The following is a 17,360-nucleotide window of genomic DNA, read 5'->3' on the forward strand; positions in this document are numbered from 1 at the left end:
TAATGGATAAAAGTATAAAAGTCCAAAGAAAAGAATCCCTGCTTAAAGAAATTATTCCTGAAGTGCTTGCTCAGATGAATGACAGCAGAATCAGAGGCCTTGGGGTTGTTGATGTTGTTTGTTCCCGCGATGGAAGTGATGCAAAAGTTTATTTAGAAAAAAGTTATTTAAATGAAAAAGAACAACGCGAGGCCCTAAAACAGCTTAAACAGGCGAGAGGATATATTCAAAATTACTGCCTAAAATCAACCGGCTGGTTTAAAGTCCCAAATTTAACTTTTACATTTGACGAACTCCTTGAAAAAGAAAACAAAATGGAAGAATTATTTGAAAAAATAAAGGCAAAAGGTGAATAATTTAAAAGAAATTATTGAAAAAACAGTTAAAAATTACGGCTGTGACCTTTATGATGTTGAAATTACAGAAGAGGGCGGACACAAATATTTCAGAATTTATATAACAAAACCGGGCGGCGTTAATTTAAACGACTGCGAAGCCATAAATAATATGCTTTCACCAATTTTTGATGTGGAAGAGCCTATAAAAGAGAGATATTTCTTAGAAGTCAGTTCACCGGGGCTTGAGAGAAAACTTACCAAAAAAGAGCATTTTGAAAAAAGTATAGGAGAAAATGTTAAAGTAACAACAAATGAAGGCAAAAAAATAAAAGGCACATTAAAAAGTTTTGACGGAGATGTTGCAGAAATAGGAAAAGAGAAAGTAAAGTTTGAAGATATAAAAAAAGCAAAAACATATGTTGATTGGAATAATTATAAAGGCTTAAAATAAAAGCCTTAAGTTTAGCCGTTAATGAAGCCTGGAAATACCAGCTTTTAACCTACCCGAATCCGGCTGTTGGATGCGCTGTAATAGTTAAAAATCAAATTTTTACAGATGCCCATAAAAAAGCGGGCGAGCCTCATGCAGAGGTAAACGCTCTTTTTAAGGCCTTTTCTTTTTTTCATAAAACTCCGAAATTAAACTCAGCTAAAGAAATCCATGAATTTTTGATAAAAAACCATAACAATTTTTTTAAAGATGCCGAGATTTACGTCACGCTTGAGCCTTGCTCCCACATAGGAAAAACACCGTCATGTGCAAATTTACTCTCAGTTTTAAAACCAAAAAAAGTAACAATCGGCTGGCTTGATCCAATAATTGAACACAGCGGCGGGGCTGGAATACTTAAAAATGCCGGTATTGAAGTTGAAGTAATTAATGATAAAAGATGTTTTGATTTGATTGAACCTTTTATAAAATGGAATAAAGATAAATTTATATTTTTTAAATTAGTCCAGAGTTTAAACGGGGTAATTACAGGAGGATATATAAGCAGTGAAAGCTCTTTAAAGTGGGTGCATCAGATAAGGGATAAAATTGATTTATTGGTAATAGGCGGGAATACCGTCAGAATTGATAGACCCACACTTGACAGCAGGAGAGTAAAAGGAATTGCTCCGGATGTGCTTATTTATTCAAAACAAAAAGAATTTGATAAAACTATTCCTTTGTTTAATGTAAAAGGACGAAGAGTTTTTATAGAGGATAATTTAAAAAGGCTAAATGATTATAATTTTATAATGGTTGAAGGCGGTGAAAAATTATATAATGAGCTTAAAGATTTTGTAGATTGGAAAGTTTTTATAATAACTCCTAAAATGTTTATGAGAAATAATTTTAAAACAAATGATGAAATTGAGATAATGCATATTGAAAAAAAAGATGATTTTGTTGTATGGGGGAGGTGATGGATTCGTTTAAAATTAATCAAAGAAGATATTTAGGAAATAAAACAAAAGTTTTAGATTTAATAAAAAAAATAGTAGATGAAAATGTAAAAGAATATTATTCTTTTTGCGATATTTTTGCAGGTACTGGAAGCGTTGGGGCTTTTTTTAATGAAGAAAATAAAAAAATAATTGTTAATGATTTTTTATATCATAATTTTATAGCTTTAAAAGCTTTTTTGAGCGATGAAAAATTTGATGAGAAAAAGATATTGGAATTAATAGATGAACTAAATAATCTAAGTGTATTTGAAGAAAATTATTTTTCTATAAATTTTGGAGATAAATATTTTTGTAAAAAAAATGCTATTAAAATAGGGGCTATTAGAAAAAAAATAAATAATTGGTTTTTGGAAAATAAAATAAATGTGAAGGAGAAAAATATTCTTTTAACTTCTTTAATTTATGCGATTGATAAAATAGCAAATACAGTTGGACATTATGATGCATATATAAAAAAAGTGATAAAAGAAAAAGAATTTGAATTAAAAATGCCTGATATTGATTTGAAAAGAAATAAAAATAATGAGATTTATAATATGGATGCAAATACTTTAATTAGAGAAATTGAGTGTGATATATTATATGTTGATCCTCCTTATAATTCAAGACAATATTCAAATATGTATCATCTTTTAGAAAATTTAGCTTTATGGCAAAAACCGGAAGTTAAAGGAGTTGCAAAAAAATTTGATACTACTCATTTAAAAAGTGGATATAATCAAAAAGAAGCTGTTAAATTTTTTGAGGATTTAATAAAGAATGCTAAAGCTAAATATATTCTTTTTAGTTATAATAATATGGAGGATAAAGGCCATAGTAGAAGTAATGCAAGAATAAGTGATGAGAATATTTTTAGAATGCTAAAACACAAAGGAAAAGTGGAAGTTTTTGAAAAAGAGTATAAAGATTTTAGAAGTGGAAAGAGTGAAAGAAACAATCATAAAGAAAGAGTGTTTTTTGTGAAGGTTATGAAATGAATGAAATAAAGTTTCAAACATATAGTTGGAGTTATGGAACTACTTCTTTTAGAGTAAGTGAATTAAAATATAAAATAGAAAGACAACTTATTAGATTAAAAGAATTAAGAAATATTTATCCTGATAAAAATTGGAAAGATTTACAAGAAATTTATTTTGAAATGTTATTAGAAGAAGGATTAGCAAAAGAAACTTCAAAAAATAAAGCAAAAGATGCAAGACAAAAAACATCTCCATTGGTAGATTTGGGATTAGTTGATAATGAAAGACAATTAACAGAGATAGGAAAAAAACTATATAAAATTAATTATGATAAAAATTATAACTTTAATAATTTATTTTTTTTAAGAAATGATGCATTTTTATATTTTAAACAACTTTTAAAAATAAATTTTAATAAAAATAAAAGAGCATATAAAAATTTCAATATAAATCCTTTTTTGTCATTAATTTATTTACTTATAAAATTTGATTCTATTTCTAAAAAAGTTTTTATGTATGCTCTTAGTTTATGTCAAAATTTTAATGATATTTTAGATTTAGAAAAATTTTTAAAACAGAATAAAAATTTTAATATTTATGAATATTTAGAAAATAAAATAAAAGAAAAAAATAATTATGAAAAGGCATTAAAATTTTTTTTAGAAAATGATAAAAATTTAAAAACTTTTGAAATAGTCTTAATGGATAGAAAAAGTAAAAAAAATTCACAAATTTTTTTAGAACTTTTTAATGAATTGAAAACTTTTAATAATTCAAAAGATAAATTCACAAAATTAAAAGAGATAGTTAATAAATTTGATTCTTCAAAACTTAAACCAGAATTTAGAAAAAGACTTTGTTTAAATAGTTTTGAAAAATTTAAAAAATTAAAATTAGACAATTTGAAAGATGAAGAATTATTTTATTTTTTTCACACTTCAAAATGGAAAGTTAATTTAGAAGATTATTATGATTTAAATAAAAGATTTATTGAATTAAGTGAAGTAATTATTTTTGATAATGAAAATATTTATTTAGATGAGTTAGTAAAATTATATTTTGAGGATGAATTAAATAATGAAAAAGATTATAATAAATTATTATCAGGTGTATTAAAGTTTGATGAAAACTATTTTTTCAATAAAATAAAAGATAAATATAAAATTGCTAAAGATGAAAATTTAAGGCAGTATATCAAAAATATTAAGTTACAAAATAAAAAAAGAATATTTGATAAGTTAGTTAATAAATATTTTTCTAATGATAATTTGATAACATTATTTGAAAAAATAAAAAAAAGAGAAGATAAGTATATAAGTTCGTATGTGGATTGGGATGCAAATATTCCAACTATTTTTGAATATTTAATAGGGATAGTTTTTTATAAAATAAGTAAAACTATCGATTTAGATTTTTTGAATATGAGTTTGAATGCTTCTATGTTACCTATTAGATTTGCAAGTGGAAATAAAGCTGATATAGTATTTAACTTTGATGAAATGGATATGATTATTGAAGTTACTTTGACAACCGATGAGAATCAAAGGCGAATGGAACTTGAACCTGTTATTAGACATATTGGAAGACATAATTTTCAAAAAAAAGCATTTGGTGTTTTTATAGCTCCTTATTTAGACCCTAATGTTTTAGTCATTTTTAGAGCATATAAAAATTTAAATTTTTATGATATAAATGATTATAGTAAAGTTATAAAGGGACTTGAAATTTTGCCATTAAGTATAGATGAAATAATTTATATTTTAAAGCAAAATATAGATTTGAACGATTTTTTAGATATTAAAAATAGTTGTATTTCTGATAAAGAAAATGATGGAGTTAAATGGTATAAAAGTGTGGTAAAAGGAAAATTTAATGCAAATCAATAAAATATATAATGATGATTGTCTTAATGTTTTAAACGATAAAAATAAAATAGAAGATAATTCTATTCAATTAATTTTTGCAGACCCTCCATATAATCTTAGTGGTAATGGATTAAAACTGGTGGGTAATAAAACAGGCGGGGATTACTTTATGGTAAATGAAGAGTGGGATAAAATGAGTTTTGAAGAGTATAAAGACTTTACAAATAAGTGGATAAAAGCTTGTAAGAGAATATTAAAAGAAAATGGAAGTATTTTTATTTGTTGTAGTTATCACAATATTGGTGAATGCACTATGGGGCTTAAAGAAAATGGATTTAAGATAAATAATATAATTACTTGGCAAAAAACTAATGCAATGCCAAATTTGACAAGAAGAGTTTTAACTCATTCAACTGAATTTATTATTTGGGCTGTTAAAGGTAAAAATTGGATTTTTAATTATGAAATTTTAAAAGAATTAAATCCGGAAAGAACAAAGGATGGTAGGAAAAAGCAGCTTAGAGATGTTTGGCAGATACCTTTATGTCAGGGGAAAGAGAGATTAAAAGATGAAAATGGTAAAGCTCTTCATCCTACTCAAAAACCGGAAGAGTTATTAAAAAGAATAATTTTAGGTTTTTCAAATGAAGGTGATATTGTGTTTGATCCATTTGCTGGAAGTGGAACAACACCATATGTTGCAAAAAAATATAATAGAAAATTCATTGCTATTGAAAAAGAAAAAAAATATTATAAGGCTATTTTAAAAAGATTAGGGGAGTTTTATATAGATAATATTACTGATAAAAGAAAAGAAAAAACTCTTTTTGATTTTGTAAATTAATGAAAGAGAAAGAAATTATGTCTAAATATGGAAAATACGAATTGGTAAAAAAAGAATATCAAAGATTTAAAGCTGATAGTAACAGAAACCATAAAGCTGATAAAACTTATGAATATTTGCACATTTTAAGGAAATAGATGGATGTAAAAATATACGACAAACTTGCCCGCCGTTATGATTTGGCTACAAAAATAGTCAGTTTTGGGATAGAAGAAGTTTGGAGATGGTTGTTTATCAGAAAAATAAAAAAATTTATAAAAAACGGGGTGATGATTGACGCGGCAAGTGCTACGGGCGAAATGGCAAAAACAGGTTTTGATAAGATTTATTTTATAGAACCAAGCTCTGAAATGGTAAAAATAATGGTGGAAAAATTTAAGAATGCCGGATTTAAAGAAGAAAAATTTGAAGTGCAGTTTCAAGAAAAGCCATATATTAAGCTTAAAAAAGAAAATAAAGAATATATAATTATTCAAGACAGCGCCGAAAATTTTAAAATAGATGAAAAAGCAGATTTAATAACTTCATTTATGGGACTTAGGAATTTTGATAATTTGGTAAAAGGAATAAATAATTTAACGGCTCATTTAAAAGATGAGGGATATTTTGCTATTGTTGAAATGGTAAAAAACGATTCATTAATAGCTAAATTAATTATGTGGTACATGAATAAAATAGTGCCTTTAATTGCCGGGATATTGCTTGGAATGAAAGAGGAATATAAGTTGCTGGGGAAAAGTATAAATTCATTGAATGAAGATGATATTTTAAAAAATTTAAAAGGTTATGAAATAGTAATGAAAGAAAAACTTATTTTTCCCGTTGCGACATTAATAATAGCAAAGAAAAATGGACGACAGGATATTTGAAATAAAAATTGCTGACAATATTGAAGTTGTTATAGATTCAAGATTTAATATAAAGGGTTTTATAGAATTCATCAGACTTTCTTTCAATAAACTTGAAATAAAAGAGAATATTTATAAAATTTATTTTGACAAAAATAATATTGAAAAACACAAATTGTTGATAAACGCCATTGGCAATATGTATAAAAAGAGAAAAGATTTTAATAAAGCCACATATAAAAAACTTATTTTAAATTTTAAAAAAGACTGTATTGTAAAAATAAAAAAATATCAGGTTTTATTTGATGAAAAAGCAGTTTATATTACTGTTAGAAAAATTTCTTCCAAAGAGTTTGAAATTCTTTTTGCAAATCCGAAAGAAAAAGTTTTTAATTATATAAAAGGGATTTTTCTATTTGATATTTTGGATTTTGGCAAAGAGAAAATTATCGTTTCGCTGAACGGGGAGAGTAAAAGATTGGTAAGTGCCCTTATTTCAAAGCATTCCATTATGGGATATAAGGTCGAATTTAGGGTAAAAAAAGAGGAATTTGAAAGCACTGAGAGTTTTAACGTCGAAGGTTCGTTAAAAGAATATTTAACTAAAATAAAAAATGCATTGGAATTATTCGGTGTCGATAATATTTATGAATGGAATAAAATAAAAAAAGAATACAGACGTCTTGCAAAAAAATATCATCCCGATTTACACAGGACTAAACCAGAGCTTATTAGAAAAATATATGATAAAAAATTCAGAAGGGTAAAAGAGAGTTATGAGCTTTTGGAAGAATATTATAATAACAGAGCAAGCCGTTAAATTTTCGATATAATAAAAAAAAGGTATTTTTATGGATATTGAAGATATTTTAAAATTAGACCAAAAAGCTTTTGAGATAATTGCTTCAGCAAACAGTGAAATTTCTGATATGTATGAAGTGTGGGAAGAAGAAAAAAGGGAAATTTTTAAATCTTTTCAGGCAGACATTAAAAAATATGAAAATATTTTACAACAACTGATAAAAGAAGAAATAGAAAATTATAAAAAAGAAATAATTAAAAAATATGAAGAGAAATTAAATTTTTTAAATTTTGATGAAAACAAACAGATTAATAAAATTTTTGAAAGCATAAAAGAAGAATTATGTCCGCATTAAAATATGCATATGTGAATGCTTTAGTAAGAAGTCTTAAAACAAAAGAAATTTCAAAAGAAAAACTTTTTGAGTGTAATAATCTTTCTGATTTATATTCATTGCTTCAAACAACTGTTTATAAAAATTTTTTAATTTCTCCAAAAAGCGATGATTTATTGAGTTCATTAGAAAATTATTATCTAAATTTATTTTTTAAAATAACAAAAAATCTAAATAAAAATGAAAAACATTTATTTACTCTCTTTTTTTTTGAAAAAAATCCAAATATTGATGATTTAAAAAAAGCTGTTTTTAAAATTTCAAAAAATGACAAAAAAGATATAGAAAAAATAATAAAAAATTATGTTGATGTCCTTAATCTAATTACCATTTTAAAATATAAAATAATATATTCTCTTAAAATAGAAAAATTTTTCGCATATCTTATTCCATACGGAAACAAATCATTATCGGAACTTAAAGAAATAGCGTCATCAGAAAATTTATATGATTTTTCAAGTAAGCTGGGATTAAATGTAAATGATTATTCTCTGGTTAAAAAAGCACTTTTTGATAATTATTATGATTTTTTAAGACAAGTGTGGTATGGATATCCTTTTAAGCTTTCAGTGCCTTTTGTGTTCTTGCAGATTAAACAAAAAGAAATTAAAAATATTTCTTCTTTTGTCATAGGATTGAAATATTCCCTAGACAAGCAAGAAATAAAAAAAATGGTTGTGTAATGCTTTTTCCTGAAACAATGTATAAGGTAACCTTTAAAGTTCCTGAAGATAAGATAGATGATTTTTTGGATTTTTTAATTAAAAAAAAGATTTTACATATAAAAAAAGAAGAAAATAGACTTTTCAAAGAAGAGTTTTATAAAGTAAAAAATTTACTTGCAATTGCAAAAAAATATATTTCAATTTCTCAAGTTCCTCCTGTTAATGCAAAAAAAGAAAATTTTACGATTGATGAAATTGAAAAATATTTAATGGGTATTTCTGAAAAATTTGAAAAATATATCAATTTAAAAAAAGAAATCTTAAGAAAAGAGGAAAACTTAAATAAATTAAACACTTTTTTAGATATTGTAAAAACAGATAAAGAATTTTTTAATTCTTTGAAATTTTTAACTTTTGAATGTACAAATATACCTGTTGAACATTTTGAAAAAATAAAGTTTTTAATGTTGAATTACAATATTCTTTCTGTTTATGAAATAAAAAACAATAATGTATACACTGTTTTTATCTCACCGCCTAAAAGGCATAATAAAATTTTTGAAATTTTAAAAGAATTTTCAATTATTACAATAAATAAAGATTTATTTTTATTAAAAAAAGAAGATATCGAAAAAGAAAAAAAAATATTAACAGCCCTTGAAGAAGATATCAATATAGAAAAAGAAAAACTTTTAAAAGTCTATTCCCATTTAAAATATTTGTATCAGATTTATGATATAAAAAGTTTTTTACAGCAAAAGGACAGTTTTTATATTTTAGAGGGCTGGATTCCAAAAAGTAAATTTGAAAAACTTCCTTTTTTAATTTTAAAAAAAACAGATTATACTGACGCGCCCACTCTTTTATATACTCCTAAAATTTTTAAACCGTTTGAACTTTTGGTAAAAAATTATTCCCTTCCGAAACCTTATGAAATAAATCCGACAGTTGCATTTGCCATTGTGTTTTTGTTTTTGTTTGGTTTAATGTTCGGGGATATGGGACAGGGGTTGATTTTGGCAATTTTAGGATATGTTTTGTCTAAAAAATCATTATTTGGAAATATTCTTTTTTTAAGCGGAATTTCATCAATGATTTTCGGTGTTATATACGGGCATTGTTTCGGATTTGAAATTTTTCATACCTTTTCCCCTTTGGAAAATATAAATTCTTTGATTGTTATCAGTATTGTAGCAGGTGTTTTTATTATTAGTTTCGGTTTTTTTATTTTTATGTTTACTAATTATAAAAAAAATAATTTAAAAAAATTAATTTGGGGTGAAAACGGAATAGTAAGCTTTATGATTTATATGTTGTTAATCTGGATAGGTGTAAAAACATTTGTTTTTAATGTTTCCATAAAAATAGATTTGGCTATGCTTTTTGTTTTAGCGGCTGTATTTTTGGGACATTTGATTTATGAGAGTAAAAAAACCTCCGAATCATTTTTTGAAGTATTGATTGCTTTTTTGGAAAACATCACAAATACTATTTCTTTTGTAAGAGCAGGTGCTTTTGCCCTGGCTCACGCTGCTTTGTTTATGGCTATTTTCAGTATTGCCAGAATGTTAAATGAGAGCGGATATTGGATTGTTGTTTTTTTTGGCAATATTTTTATTATAATACTGGAAGGGGTTGTTGTTTTTATTCAGACATTAAGACTTGAGTATTATGAATTTTTTAAAAGATTTTATGAAGGAGGAGGATATGAATACAAACCGTTTGGGAGTTAAAGTTATTTTGTTTTTGTTGCCTGTTTTAATGTTTGCAGATGATAATGCATATGCATATATTGCCGCTGCCCTTTCAGTGGGACTTTCAAGTATTGCAGCAGGTATTGCAGTAGGCCTTGTGGGTGCGGCTGCTATGGGTACAATAGGGGAAAAACCTGAAATTTCAACTAAAGCTCTTATATTTTTAGGTTTGGCTGAAGGTATAGCAATATACGGTCTTATTGTTTCAATTATGATTTTAGGGAAAATATGAAAATAGTTTTTTTAGGAATAAAAGAAGAGTGTATCGGTTTTTCTCTGTGTGGGATAGGCACGCTGGAAGTCGGCGATTTTAAAAAAGATTTTAAAGAAGTAATTAAAGATAAAGATGTGGGTTTAATTATTATTGCAGACAGGTATTATGAAATTTTTAAAGAAAATTTTTCCCATTTTATCAAAAAAAAAGCCGTGCCTTCTATTGTGTTTGTCCCTTCTTTTGAAAAAACATATTTAAATGAAAATATAAAAAGGTATCTTTCAAATGTTCTTGGAATCAGACTTTAAGTTTTTAGAAGAAGAAACTTTAAAAGAAGCCATTGAAGAGAGAAACAAAAAGATAAATGAGGCTAAAATAAAAATCAAAAAAGAAAAAGAAGAATATTTAAAGCAGCTTGATATTTCAACAGAAAGAAAATTATTAAAAGAAAAATATGAAAAGCTTATAAAAATAAAAAAACTTCAAATTACCAAGCATTATATTGATTTATATAATAATTTTTTTAAGAAAAAATATGATGTTATGAAAAGTTTGATTATGGAAAAAATTGAAAAAGAAAAAGATTATCTAATAAACTGTTTTATTAAAAAACTCGAAAAAGAATATTTTGAAGGCGAACTGTTTATTCCCGAGGATGTAAACATTACTTCAAAGTTTACAATAAAAAAGCATAAATTAAAAACGGTTATTTTTAAATATAAAAGAAAAAACATTGTTTTGGATTTTAATGAAATTATAGAAAACAAATTAAAGAGTTTAAAATGGTAGAAATCACTTCAGTAAACGGGCCTATTGTAAATGCAAGATATAAAAATGAAAATCCTTTAATGAACGAGTGTGTTTATGTAGGGGAGAATGAATTAATAGGTGAAATTATAAGGGTTACAAAAAATGAAATTACAATCCAGGTATATGAGGATACAACATCTCTTAAACTTAAAGAAAATGTAAAACTGACTTCTTCTCTTTTAAGTGCATATTTAGCCCCCGGAATTTTGGGAAGCGTTTATGACGGAATTCAAAGGAATTTGTTTAATTTAGAAGAAAGAATTGTAAAAGGGGCAAAATCTTTTCCTTTGGATATGGAAAAGAAATATTATTTCAAACCTTCTGTAAAAAACGGGGAATATATAAAAAGAGGGCAGATTTTAGGATTGGTGGAGGATAATAATTTTGTATATAAAATTTTAAGTGAATTTGAAGGAATAATAGAGGGTTTAAAAGAAGGGGAGTTTAATATAAAAGAAACAATTGCAATAGTTGGGGAAAACAGTGTTCAAATGCTTACAAAAAGACCCCTAAGGATTACAAATAAAATAAAAAGGGTGCCGTTAGACGAGCCGTTAATTACAGGACAGAGAATTATAGATTTTATGTTTCCTATAAGTAAAGGCGGGAGTGCTTCAATTCCTGGGGGGTTTGGAACAGGAAAAACCGTTTTGCAGCAAACACTGGCAAAATATTGTAATGCGGATGTGATAATTTATATCGGGTGCGGTGAGAGAGGCAATGAAATGACCGAAATTTTAGAAGAATTTCCCAAATTAATTGATCCTAGAACCAAACAGCCTTTAATGAACAGAACTGTTTTAATAGCCAATACGTCAGATATGCCCGTTTCCGCAAGAGAATCATCCATATATCTTGGCATTACCATAGGTGAATATTTTAGGGATATGGGATATAGTGTGGCTTTAATGGCAGATTCTACTTCAAGATGGGCTGAAGCTATGAGAGAACTTTCCAGCAGAATGGGTGAGCTTCCGATGGAAGAGGGTTATCCTGCAGATGTTTCGTCAAAAATCGCTTCTATTTATGAAAGGGCCGGAAAAATTGAAACGGTAAATAAAGAGGCCGGTTCTTTAAGCATAATAGGTGCGGTTTCTCCTGCAGGAGGGGATTTTTCAGAACCGATTACTATACATACCAAAAGATTTACAAGCGTTTTCTGGGCTCTTGATAAGACACTTGCAAATGCAAGATTTTATCCTGCAATCAATTACTTGAACAGTTATTCCAACTATATTGAAAATTTAAAACAGTGGTGGGGAAAAATAGGAAATTGGAGTGAAATCAGACAGGAGTTTAACAATATTCTTTCAAAAGACGAGCAGCTTCAAAAAATTGTTAAACTTTTAGGGATTCAGGCTTTACCTGAAGAAGAAAAGTTAACCGTTTATATTGCGGAAATTATAAAAGAGGCTTTTTTACAGCAAAATGCCTTTGATGAGGTGGATGCATTCTGTTCGGCTGAAAAACAGATGGAAATTGCAAAAACCATTTTGTTAATTTATAATATTTTCAAGCAGGGGATGGTTCAGAAAATTCCTGTAGAAATATTAAAAAATCAAAAAATAATAAACGAATTTATACAGAGTAAATATTTTATAAAAAATGATGAATATGAAAAATATAAAGATTTAAGGGATAAAATAAAGCAGTATTATGAAGATTTTATAAAAAATTACGGAGAATAACATGAGAATTGAATATGAGGGTGCGCTTGAAATAAAAGGAAATCTGCTTTTCTTTGAAACAGTAGAAAATGTGGGGTTAAACGAAGAAGTTGCTATCCGTTCAAATGAAAAGATTTTAAAGGGAATTGTCTCTTCTATAAATGAACAAATTACCGTTATAGAAATATTAGGTGAAGTTTATGAACTTGATTTACAAAATATAAAGGTTGAATTCAAATACAAACCTGTACAAATACCTCTTAGTGAAGAGATGAGCGGAAAAGTGTTAAATTCTTTTGGAGAAATTTTAGATAAGAGTATAGTAAACATAGAAAAATATCAAAATATCAATGTAGGGGCATATAATCCTGCAAAAAGACTTTATCCCAAGGACATTGTAAAAACAGGGTTTAGCTCAATTGATGCATTAAATACCCTTATAAAAGGGCAAAAACTTCCAATTTTTGCATTAAGCGGCCTTCCCAACGATGAATTTGTCGCTAAACTGGCCACCCAGATAGAAATTGAAAATTCTGTTGTAATTCTTGGGGCAATAGGACTGAGGCATGAAAGAGCCGAATTTTTAATTGACAATATTGTAAAAAATAATCAAAATGTAACGGTGTTTTTGAATCTTGCCAACGAACCTGCCGTAAATTCACTTGTATTGCCAAGAAGTGCGCTGACATTTGCAGAATATATGGCTTTTGAAAAAGGTAAAAATGTAATAGTGATTCTTTATGATATGACAAATTATGCAAATGCTTTAAGGGAAATTTCAGCTAAAAAAGAAGAAATTCCGGGTAAAAAAGGATATCCAGGTTATATGTACAGTGATTTGGCGAGTATTTATGAAAGGGCCGGTATTTTAAAAGGGAAAAAAGGTTCTATTACGCAAATTCCAATACTGACACTTCCCGATGATGACATAACGCATCCTATTCCGGATTTGACAGGTTATATTACTGAAGGTCAAATAACAATGGATAGAAATTTATATAAAAAAGGCATTTTTCCACCCGTAAATGTTTTAACCTCTCTTTCAAGACTTATGAATTCAGCAATAGATAAAACACACAAAAGATTTGCTTCACAGCTTTATTCTTCATATGCCAAAGCAAAAAAAATAGAAATGTTTGCCTCAATTATAGGAGAAGAGGAGTTAAGCGAAACAGAAAAAAAATATCTTCTTTTTTCAAAAAAATTTGAAAAAGAATTTGTAAATCAGGATATTGGCAGAACTTTTGAAGAAACATTTGACAAAGGCTGGGAATTGTTAAAAATACTTCCTGAGGGTGAGCTCATACGTCTTACTGACGAAGAGATTAAAAAGTATATAAATGGTTAAGAATAAAACAACCTTATTGGAATTAAAAACCGAACTTGAAGTAATAAAAGAAGGGGAAAACGTTCTTGAACAGAAAAGGGACGCACTTATTAAAGAGATAATGAAAATGGTTGATATTGTTGATACGAGAAGAAAAAAACTTAACGAACATATGAGGAGCTGTTATAATGTTTTGATAAAAGCTTTTATGGAAAACGGTGGGAAAATTGAAAAAGAGGATTTTGTTAAAACTGAATTAAAAGTGGTTGAAAAAACATTTTTAGGGCTGGTTGTACCCAAAATTGATTTTAAAATATCATCAAAACCTAATATAAAAATAGATTCAAATATTTTTACAGATTTGGCAAGGGAAAATTTTTTTGAAGCATTAAAAATGATTTTGGAACTCAGCGAAATGGAGATTAAAATATGGAAACTTTCAGAAGAACTTAAAAAAACAATGATTAGAGTAAATGCCCTTAAATTTTATTATACACCAAAATATGAAAAAGAAATAAAAGAAATTAAAAATCATTTAGAAGAAAATGAAAGGGAATTTATTAGTATTATTAAAAAATTAAAAAATTATTAATTTAATTTTCAATTGCTATTACATCCATTCAATCAGTTTTTCTACTTCTTTTACTTCATAGCATTTTAGGGGTTTTTCAATAGGTAAAGTTGGCACAATGGCTTTTTTAAATCCTAAATTTGCTGCTTCTTTTACCCTTATGTCAAGCCCGGGGATTTCCCTTATGTCTCCGACCAGGCTTACCTCCCCGATAAAAACTGTTTCTTTGCTGATGGGTCTGTTTCTGAATGAACTTACTATTGCGGCAATAACGGCTAAATCCGCTGCCGTTTCGTTTATTTTAATCCCTCCTGTTACATTTACGAAAACATCGTATTGATTAAAAGGGAGATTTAGTTTTTTTTCAAGCAAAGCCAAAATCATATTGAGTCTAGCGAGGTCAAATCCGGTAGCGCTTCTTTTGGGTATGCCGTAGCTTTCACTGACCAGTGCCTGAACTTCGAGAACTATTGGACGAGTCCCTTCAAGTATTACTGTAATTGCACTTCCGGGAAGCGCTTTTTTTGAAAAGAAGCTTCTGTTTTTTGCACTGACTAATCCCTGTTTTGTCATTTCAAAAATACCTATTTCGCTGGTTGAACCGAATCTGTTTTTAAATGCCCTTAGGATTCTCAGTTCCCGGCTTGCATCCCCTTCAAAATATAAAACCGTGTCAACCATATGCTCAAGCACCCTCGGCCCCGCAATTGAGCCTTCTTTTGTAATATGACCTATTATAAAAACAGGGATTTTAGTCTCTTTTGCCACCCTCATAAGCTCAAATGTAGCTTCCCTGACCTGCGAAACACTTCCGGGGGCAGATGAGAGGTTTTCTGAATAGATTGTCTGAATGGAATCTATTATTACCAAATCATAGTTTTTTATTTCTTCAAGTATGTTTTCAATTACAATTTCAGGCATAATAAAAAGATTTTTGTTCTTAATGCCGAGCCTTTCAGCCCTCAGTTTTATCTGTCCGGGACTCTCTTCCCCTGCCACATATAAAACTTTTTTATTAAGTTTTCCAGCAAGTTTCAGCATTAATGTTGATTTTCCAACTCCCGGGCTTCCGCCTATTAATACTAAACTGCCCGGCACTATGCCGCCACCCAATACCAAATCGAGTTCACTGTCTAAAGATGAAAAACGCTCAATTTCCTCTTTTTCAATATTTTCGAATTTTATAATTTTTGAAGGTTTTGAAGATGTTTTGCTTTTTTTTGTTTCACTTACTTCAACAAAGCTGTCCCACGCTCCGCAGGCGGGGCATTTTCCCATCCATTTTGCGCTTTTGTAATCGCACTCGGTGCATTCATAAGCTGTTTTAATTTTTGCCATTGAATTCTTCTATCGTTTTATTATATTTATTTATCTGCATCATTTTTGCCTCAACCATCAAATCTAAAATTCTCCAGGAGATTATGGCCATTACAAGTAATATAATATATATTGCCACAATCCATTTGTGTTTTTCTAAATCAATTTCATCGTCTTCTTTAAATCTTTTAACAGCAAGGCCTGTAAAAAAAACTATTATAATAATGCTTCCAAAATAAAAAACTATGTTATTCACTGTAAAGGCCCTCTAACATTCCTTCTATAAATTCATTTTTATCAAATTTAACCAAATCTTCTTTTTTTTCTCCGACCCCTACAAAATATATAGGGATTTTAAGCTCATTTACTATGCTGAATAAACTTCCTCCTTTGGCGGTTCCGTCCAGTTTTGTGACAATTATTCCGTCGATTCCCACAACTTCGTTAAATATTTTCGCCTGGTTTATTGCGCTGCTTCCCTGTGTTGCGTCGATTACCAAAAGTTTTTTTTGAGGAGCGTTAGGATATGCTTTTTTTGAGATATTTACTATTTTTTTAAGTTCATTTTGAAGATTTTTTTTGTTATGAAGCCTTCCTGCAGTATCAATAAGTGCTATATCAAATCCTTTTGCTTTAGCCGAGCTGATAGTGTCGTAAGTTATCGCTGCCGGGTCATGTCCCTGACGGGTTTTTATAATAGGAACATCTAAAATTTCAGCCCATCGGCTAAGCTGTTCGATTGCAGCAGCCCTGAAAGTGTCCGCAGCCCCTAAGATTACAGAATAACCGTCATTTTTGAATTTGTATGCTAATTTGGCAATTGTTGTTGTTTTTCCAGCCCCGTTTACACCGATGATTAAAAACACATACGGTTTATCGTTTATTTCAATTTTGTTTTCAGGCAGATTAAAAATTTTATCCAATTCTTTTTTAAGTCTTTCTCTGCTTACCTCATTTGGAAGTTTGTTTAGAAGTTTTTCTACCAAATCATAATCTATGTCCGCTTCAATTAAAGCTTCTTCAAGCAAATCTTTTGGAATTTTTTCTTTTTTTTCTGCTCCCACAATCTGCTTAATTGCTTCTTTTGTTTTATTTAAACTTTTTTTTAAAATTTTGAACATTTAAAATCCTTTTAATATTTCAACAGGTGTGAAATTTTCTAATTTTACGGTTTTGTTTTTATCTAAAATAACAGTGGTAGGATAGATTTTTATTTTAAAATAATCCTGTAAAAATTTATTGTCTGTTTTTATATATTTGATTTTCAGGTAATTTAAAGCTTCTTCTTGCATTTTTGAATAATTTGAATTATTATAAAAAAGAAGATAAGTTTTTTCTTTCGGATAAAGCAGTTTTTTATTTTTGAATGTTAAATTTATATCATTTAACCTAATAACTGTAATGTTTGATTCCATGGTTTTTTTAGTGATTTTTGTTTTAGATTTTTGCAAATTATTGTTATTTTTTGTATGATAATTATTGCATCCTAAAAATATAAGAATTATTAAAAAAAAATATTTCAAACCAGTCCTT

General features: G+C 27.9%; 21 protein-coding genes and 1 pseudogene. 18 read left to right on the forward strand and 4 right to left on the reverse strand.

Annotated elements, in window-relative coordinates; genetic code table 11:
• Positions 1 to 2: 2 nt before the first annotated feature.
• The 18 genes and pseudogenes from rbfA (at position 3) to DZ67_RS0105755 (ending at position 14,531) form a co-directional block, all read left to right on the forward strand.
• Positions 3 to 356, forward strand: a complete 354-nt coding sequence (rbfA, locus tag DZ67_RS0105670; protein WP_024787697.1) for a 30S ribosome-binding factor RbfA — start codon at positions 3 to 5, stop codon at positions 354 to 356.
• Entirely contained in the window at positions 349 to 789 is a 441-nt protein-coding gene (gene rimP, locus DZ67_RS0105675; RefSeq protein WP_024787698.1) for a ribosome maturation factor RimP, read from the forward strand. The genes rbfA and rimP overlap by 8 nt, the downstream gene beginning before the upstream one ends.
• Positions 786 to 1,748, forward strand: coding sequence for a bifunctional diaminohydroxyphosphoribosylaminopyrimidine deaminase/5-amino-6-(5-phosphoribosylamino)uracil reductase RibD (ribD, locus tag DZ67_RS09935; RefSeq protein WP_035907174.1), 963 nt, complete (start codon positions 786 to 788; stop codon positions 1,746 to 1,748). Before rimP ends, ribD begins: the two co-directional genes overlap by 4 nt.
• On the forward strand, positions 1,748 to 2,767 hold the full coding sequence (locus DZ67_RS0105685; RefSeq protein ID WP_024791876.1) for a DNA adenine methylase: 1,020 nt from the start codon (positions 1,748 to 1,750) through the stop codon (positions 2,765 to 2,767). The genes ribD and DZ67_RS0105685 overlap by 1 nt, the downstream gene beginning before the upstream one ends.
• Complete coding sequence (locus tag DZ67_RS0105690) at positions 2,764 to 4,635, forward strand: AlwI family type II restriction endonuclease (RefSeq protein WP_024791877.1); 1,872 nt, start codon at positions 2,764 to 2,766, stop codon at positions 4,633 to 4,635. Before DZ67_RS0105685 ends, DZ67_RS0105690 begins: the two co-directional genes overlap by 4 nt.
• Positions 4,622 to 5,458 (forward strand): DNA-methyltransferase, encoded by an 837-nt coding sequence (locus DZ67_RS0105695; protein ID WP_024787703.1) that lies wholly within the window; start codon positions 4,622 to 4,624, stop codon positions 5,456 to 5,458. Before DZ67_RS0105690 ends, DZ67_RS0105695 begins: the two co-directional genes overlap by 14 nt.
• 17 nt (positions 5,459 to 5,475) lie before the next feature.
• Positions 5,476 to 5,595 (forward strand): annotated as a pseudogene (locus tag DZ67_RS11290) (DNA adenine methylase); the annotation flags it as partial.
• Positions 5,596 to 6,327, forward strand: a complete 732-nt coding sequence (locus DZ67_RS0105705; RefSeq protein WP_024791878.1) for a class I SAM-dependent methyltransferase — start codon at positions 5,596 to 5,598, stop codon at positions 6,325 to 6,327.
• On the forward strand, positions 6,308 to 7,126 hold the full coding sequence (locus DZ67_RS0105710; protein WP_024791879.1) for a DnaJ domain-containing protein: 819 nt from the start codon (positions 6,308 to 6,310) through the stop codon (positions 7,124 to 7,126). The genes DZ67_RS0105705 and DZ67_RS0105710 overlap by 20 nt, the downstream gene beginning before the upstream one ends.
• Before the next feature lie 31 nt (positions 7,127 to 7,157).
• Positions 7,158 to 7,463, forward strand: a complete 306-nt coding sequence (locus DZ67_RS0105715; RefSeq protein ID WP_024791880.1) for a hypothetical protein — start codon at positions 7,158 to 7,160, stop codon at positions 7,461 to 7,463.
• Complete coding sequence (locus tag DZ67_RS0105720) at positions 7,451 to 8,185, forward strand: V0D/AC39 family V-type ATPase subunit (RefSeq protein WP_024791881.1); 735 nt, start codon at positions 7,451 to 7,453, stop codon at positions 8,183 to 8,185. Before DZ67_RS0105715 ends, DZ67_RS0105720 begins: the two co-directional genes overlap by 13 nt.
• A complete protein-coding gene (locus DZ67_RS0105725; protein ID WP_024791882.1) occupies positions 8,185 to 9,900 on the forward strand; it encodes a V-type ATP synthase subunit I in 1,716 nt (571 codons plus the stop codon). The genes DZ67_RS0105720 and DZ67_RS0105725 overlap by 1 nt, the downstream gene beginning before the upstream one ends.
• A complete protein-coding gene (locus DZ67_RS0105730) occupies positions 9,875 to 10,153 on the forward strand; it encodes an ATP synthase subunit C (RefSeq protein WP_024787709.1) in 279 nt (92 codons plus the stop codon). Before DZ67_RS0105725 ends, DZ67_RS0105730 begins: the two co-directional genes overlap by 26 nt.
• Positions 10,150 to 10,443, forward strand: a complete 294-nt coding sequence (locus DZ67_RS0105735; protein WP_024787710.1) for a V-type ATP synthase subunit F — start codon at positions 10,150 to 10,152, stop codon at positions 10,441 to 10,443. Before DZ67_RS0105730 ends, DZ67_RS0105735 begins: the two co-directional genes overlap by 4 nt.
• Complete coding sequence (locus DZ67_RS0105740) at positions 10,421 to 10,924, forward strand: hypothetical protein (RefSeq protein WP_024787711.1); 504 nt, start codon at positions 10,421 to 10,423, stop codon at positions 10,922 to 10,924. Before DZ67_RS0105735 ends, DZ67_RS0105740 begins: the two co-directional genes overlap by 23 nt.
• Positions 10,918 to 12,633: a V-type ATP synthase subunit A gene (locus DZ67_RS0105745; protein WP_024787712.1), complete on the forward strand. Its 1,716-nt coding sequence runs from the start codon at positions 10,918 to 10,920 to the stop codon at positions 12,631 to 12,633. Before DZ67_RS0105740 ends, DZ67_RS0105745 begins: the two co-directional genes overlap by 7 nt.
• 1 nt (position 12,634) lies before the next feature.
• Positions 12,635 to 13,960, forward strand: a complete 1,326-nt coding sequence (locus tag DZ67_RS0105750; protein ID WP_024791883.1) for a V-type ATP synthase subunit B — start codon at positions 12,635 to 12,637, stop codon at positions 13,958 to 13,960.
• Positions 13,953 to 14,531 (forward strand): V-type ATP synthase subunit D, encoded by a 579-nt coding sequence (locus tag DZ67_RS0105755; protein ID WP_024791884.1) that lies wholly within the window; start codon positions 13,953 to 13,955, stop codon positions 14,529 to 14,531. The genes DZ67_RS0105750 and DZ67_RS0105755 overlap by 8 nt, the downstream gene beginning before the upstream one ends.
• Positions 14,532 to 14,549: 18 nt before the next feature.
• On the opposite strand, the gene radA is transcribed toward DZ67_RS0105755, so the two are convergent.
• From radA to DZ67_RS0105775, 4 genes are read right to left on the reverse strand one after another with little or no spacing between them, the layout of a single operon-like run.
• Entirely contained in the window at positions 14,550 to 15,848 is a 1,299-nt protein-coding gene (gene radA, locus DZ67_RS0105760; RefSeq protein ID WP_024791885.1) for a DNA repair protein RadA, read from the reverse strand.
• Positions 15,835 to 16,083, reverse strand: a complete 249-nt coding sequence (locus DZ67_RS0105765; protein WP_024791886.1) for a hypothetical protein — start codon at positions 16,081 to 16,083, stop codon at positions 15,835 to 15,837. The genes radA and DZ67_RS0105765 overlap by 14 nt, the downstream gene beginning before the upstream one ends.
• On the reverse strand, positions 16,076 to 16,948 hold the full coding sequence (gene ftsY, locus DZ67_RS0105770) for a signal recognition particle-docking protein FtsY (RefSeq protein ID WP_024791887.1): 873 nt from the start codon (positions 16,946 to 16,948) through the stop codon (positions 16,076 to 16,078). The genes DZ67_RS0105765 and ftsY overlap by 8 nt, the downstream gene beginning before the upstream one ends.
• Positions 16,949 to 17,350, reverse strand: a complete 402-nt coding sequence (locus tag DZ67_RS0105775) for a hypothetical protein (RefSeq protein ID WP_024791888.1) — start codon at positions 17,348 to 17,350, stop codon at positions 16,949 to 16,951.
• Positions 17,351 to 17,360 lie beyond the last annotated feature (10 nt).

The organism is Lebetimonas sp. JS138 (assembly GCF_000523335.1).
In the GTDB taxonomy this organism is placed as follows: Bacteria; Campylobacterota; Campylobacteria; order Campylobacterales; family Nautiliaceae; genus Lebetimonas.

Coding starts and splice junctions, on each gene's coding strand:
- DZ67_RS0105720 (WP_024791881.1), top strand. CDS start 7,451: ATGTCCGCATTAAAATATGCATATGTGAATGCTTTAGTAAGAAGTCTT.
- DZ67_RS0105715 (WP_024791880.1), top strand. CDS start 7,158: ATGGATATTGAAGATATTTTAAAATTAGACCAAAAAGCTTTTGAGATA.
- DZ67_RS0105695 (WP_024787703.1), top strand. CDS start 4,622: ATGCAAATCAATAAAATATATAATGATGATTGTCTTAATGTTTTAAAC.
- DZ67_RS0105735 (WP_024787710.1), top strand. CDS start 10,150: ATGAAAATAGTTTTTTTAGGAATAAAAGAAGAGTGTATCGGTTTTTCT.
- DZ67_RS0105745 (WP_024787712.1), top strand. CDS start 10,918: ATGGTAGAAATCACTTCAGTAAACGGGCCTATTGTAAATGCAAGATAT.
- DZ67_RS0105685 (WP_024791876.1), top strand. CDS start 1,748: ATGGATTCGTTTAAAATTAATCAAAGAAGATATTTAGGAAATAAAACA.
- DZ67_RS0105750 (WP_024791883.1), top strand. CDS start 12,635: ATGAGAATTGAATATGAGGGTGCGCTTGAAATAAAAGGAAATCTGCTT.
- DZ67_RS0105690 (WP_024791877.1), top strand. CDS start 2,764: ATGAATGAAATAAAGTTTCAAACATATAGTTGGAGTTATGGAACTACT.
- DZ67_RS0105755 (WP_024791884.1), top strand. CDS start 13,953: ATGGTTAAGAATAAAACAACCTTATTGGAATTAAAAACCGAACTTGAA.
- DZ67_RS0105705 (WP_024791878.1), top strand. CDS start 5,596: ATGGATGTAAAAATATACGACAAACTTGCCCGCCGTTATGATTTGGCT.
- ftsY (WP_024791887.1), bottom strand. CDS start 16,948: ATGTTCAAAATTTTAAAAAAAAGTTTAAATAAAACAAAAGAAGCAATT.
- DZ67_RS0105730 (WP_024787709.1), top strand. CDS start 9,875: ATGAATACAAACCGTTTGGGAGTTAAAGTTATTTTGTTTTTGTTGCCT.
- DZ67_RS0105710 (WP_024791879.1), top strand. CDS start 6,308: ATGGACGACAGGATATTTGAAATAAAAATTGCTGACAATATTGAAGTT.
- DZ67_RS0105740 (WP_024787711.1), top strand. CDS start 10,421: ATGTTCTTGGAATCAGACTTTAAGTTTTTAGAAGAAGAAACTTTAAAA.
- rbfA (WP_024787697.1), top strand. CDS start 3: ATGGATAAAAGTATAAAAGTCCAAAGAAAAGAATCCCTGCTTAAAGAA.
- DZ67_RS0105725 (WP_024791882.1), top strand. CDS start 8,185: ATGCTTTTTCCTGAAACAATGTATAAGGTAACCTTTAAAGTTCCTGAA.
- radA (WP_024791885.1), bottom strand. CDS start 15,848: ATGGCAAAAATTAAAACAGCTTATGAATGCACCGAGTGCGATTACAAA.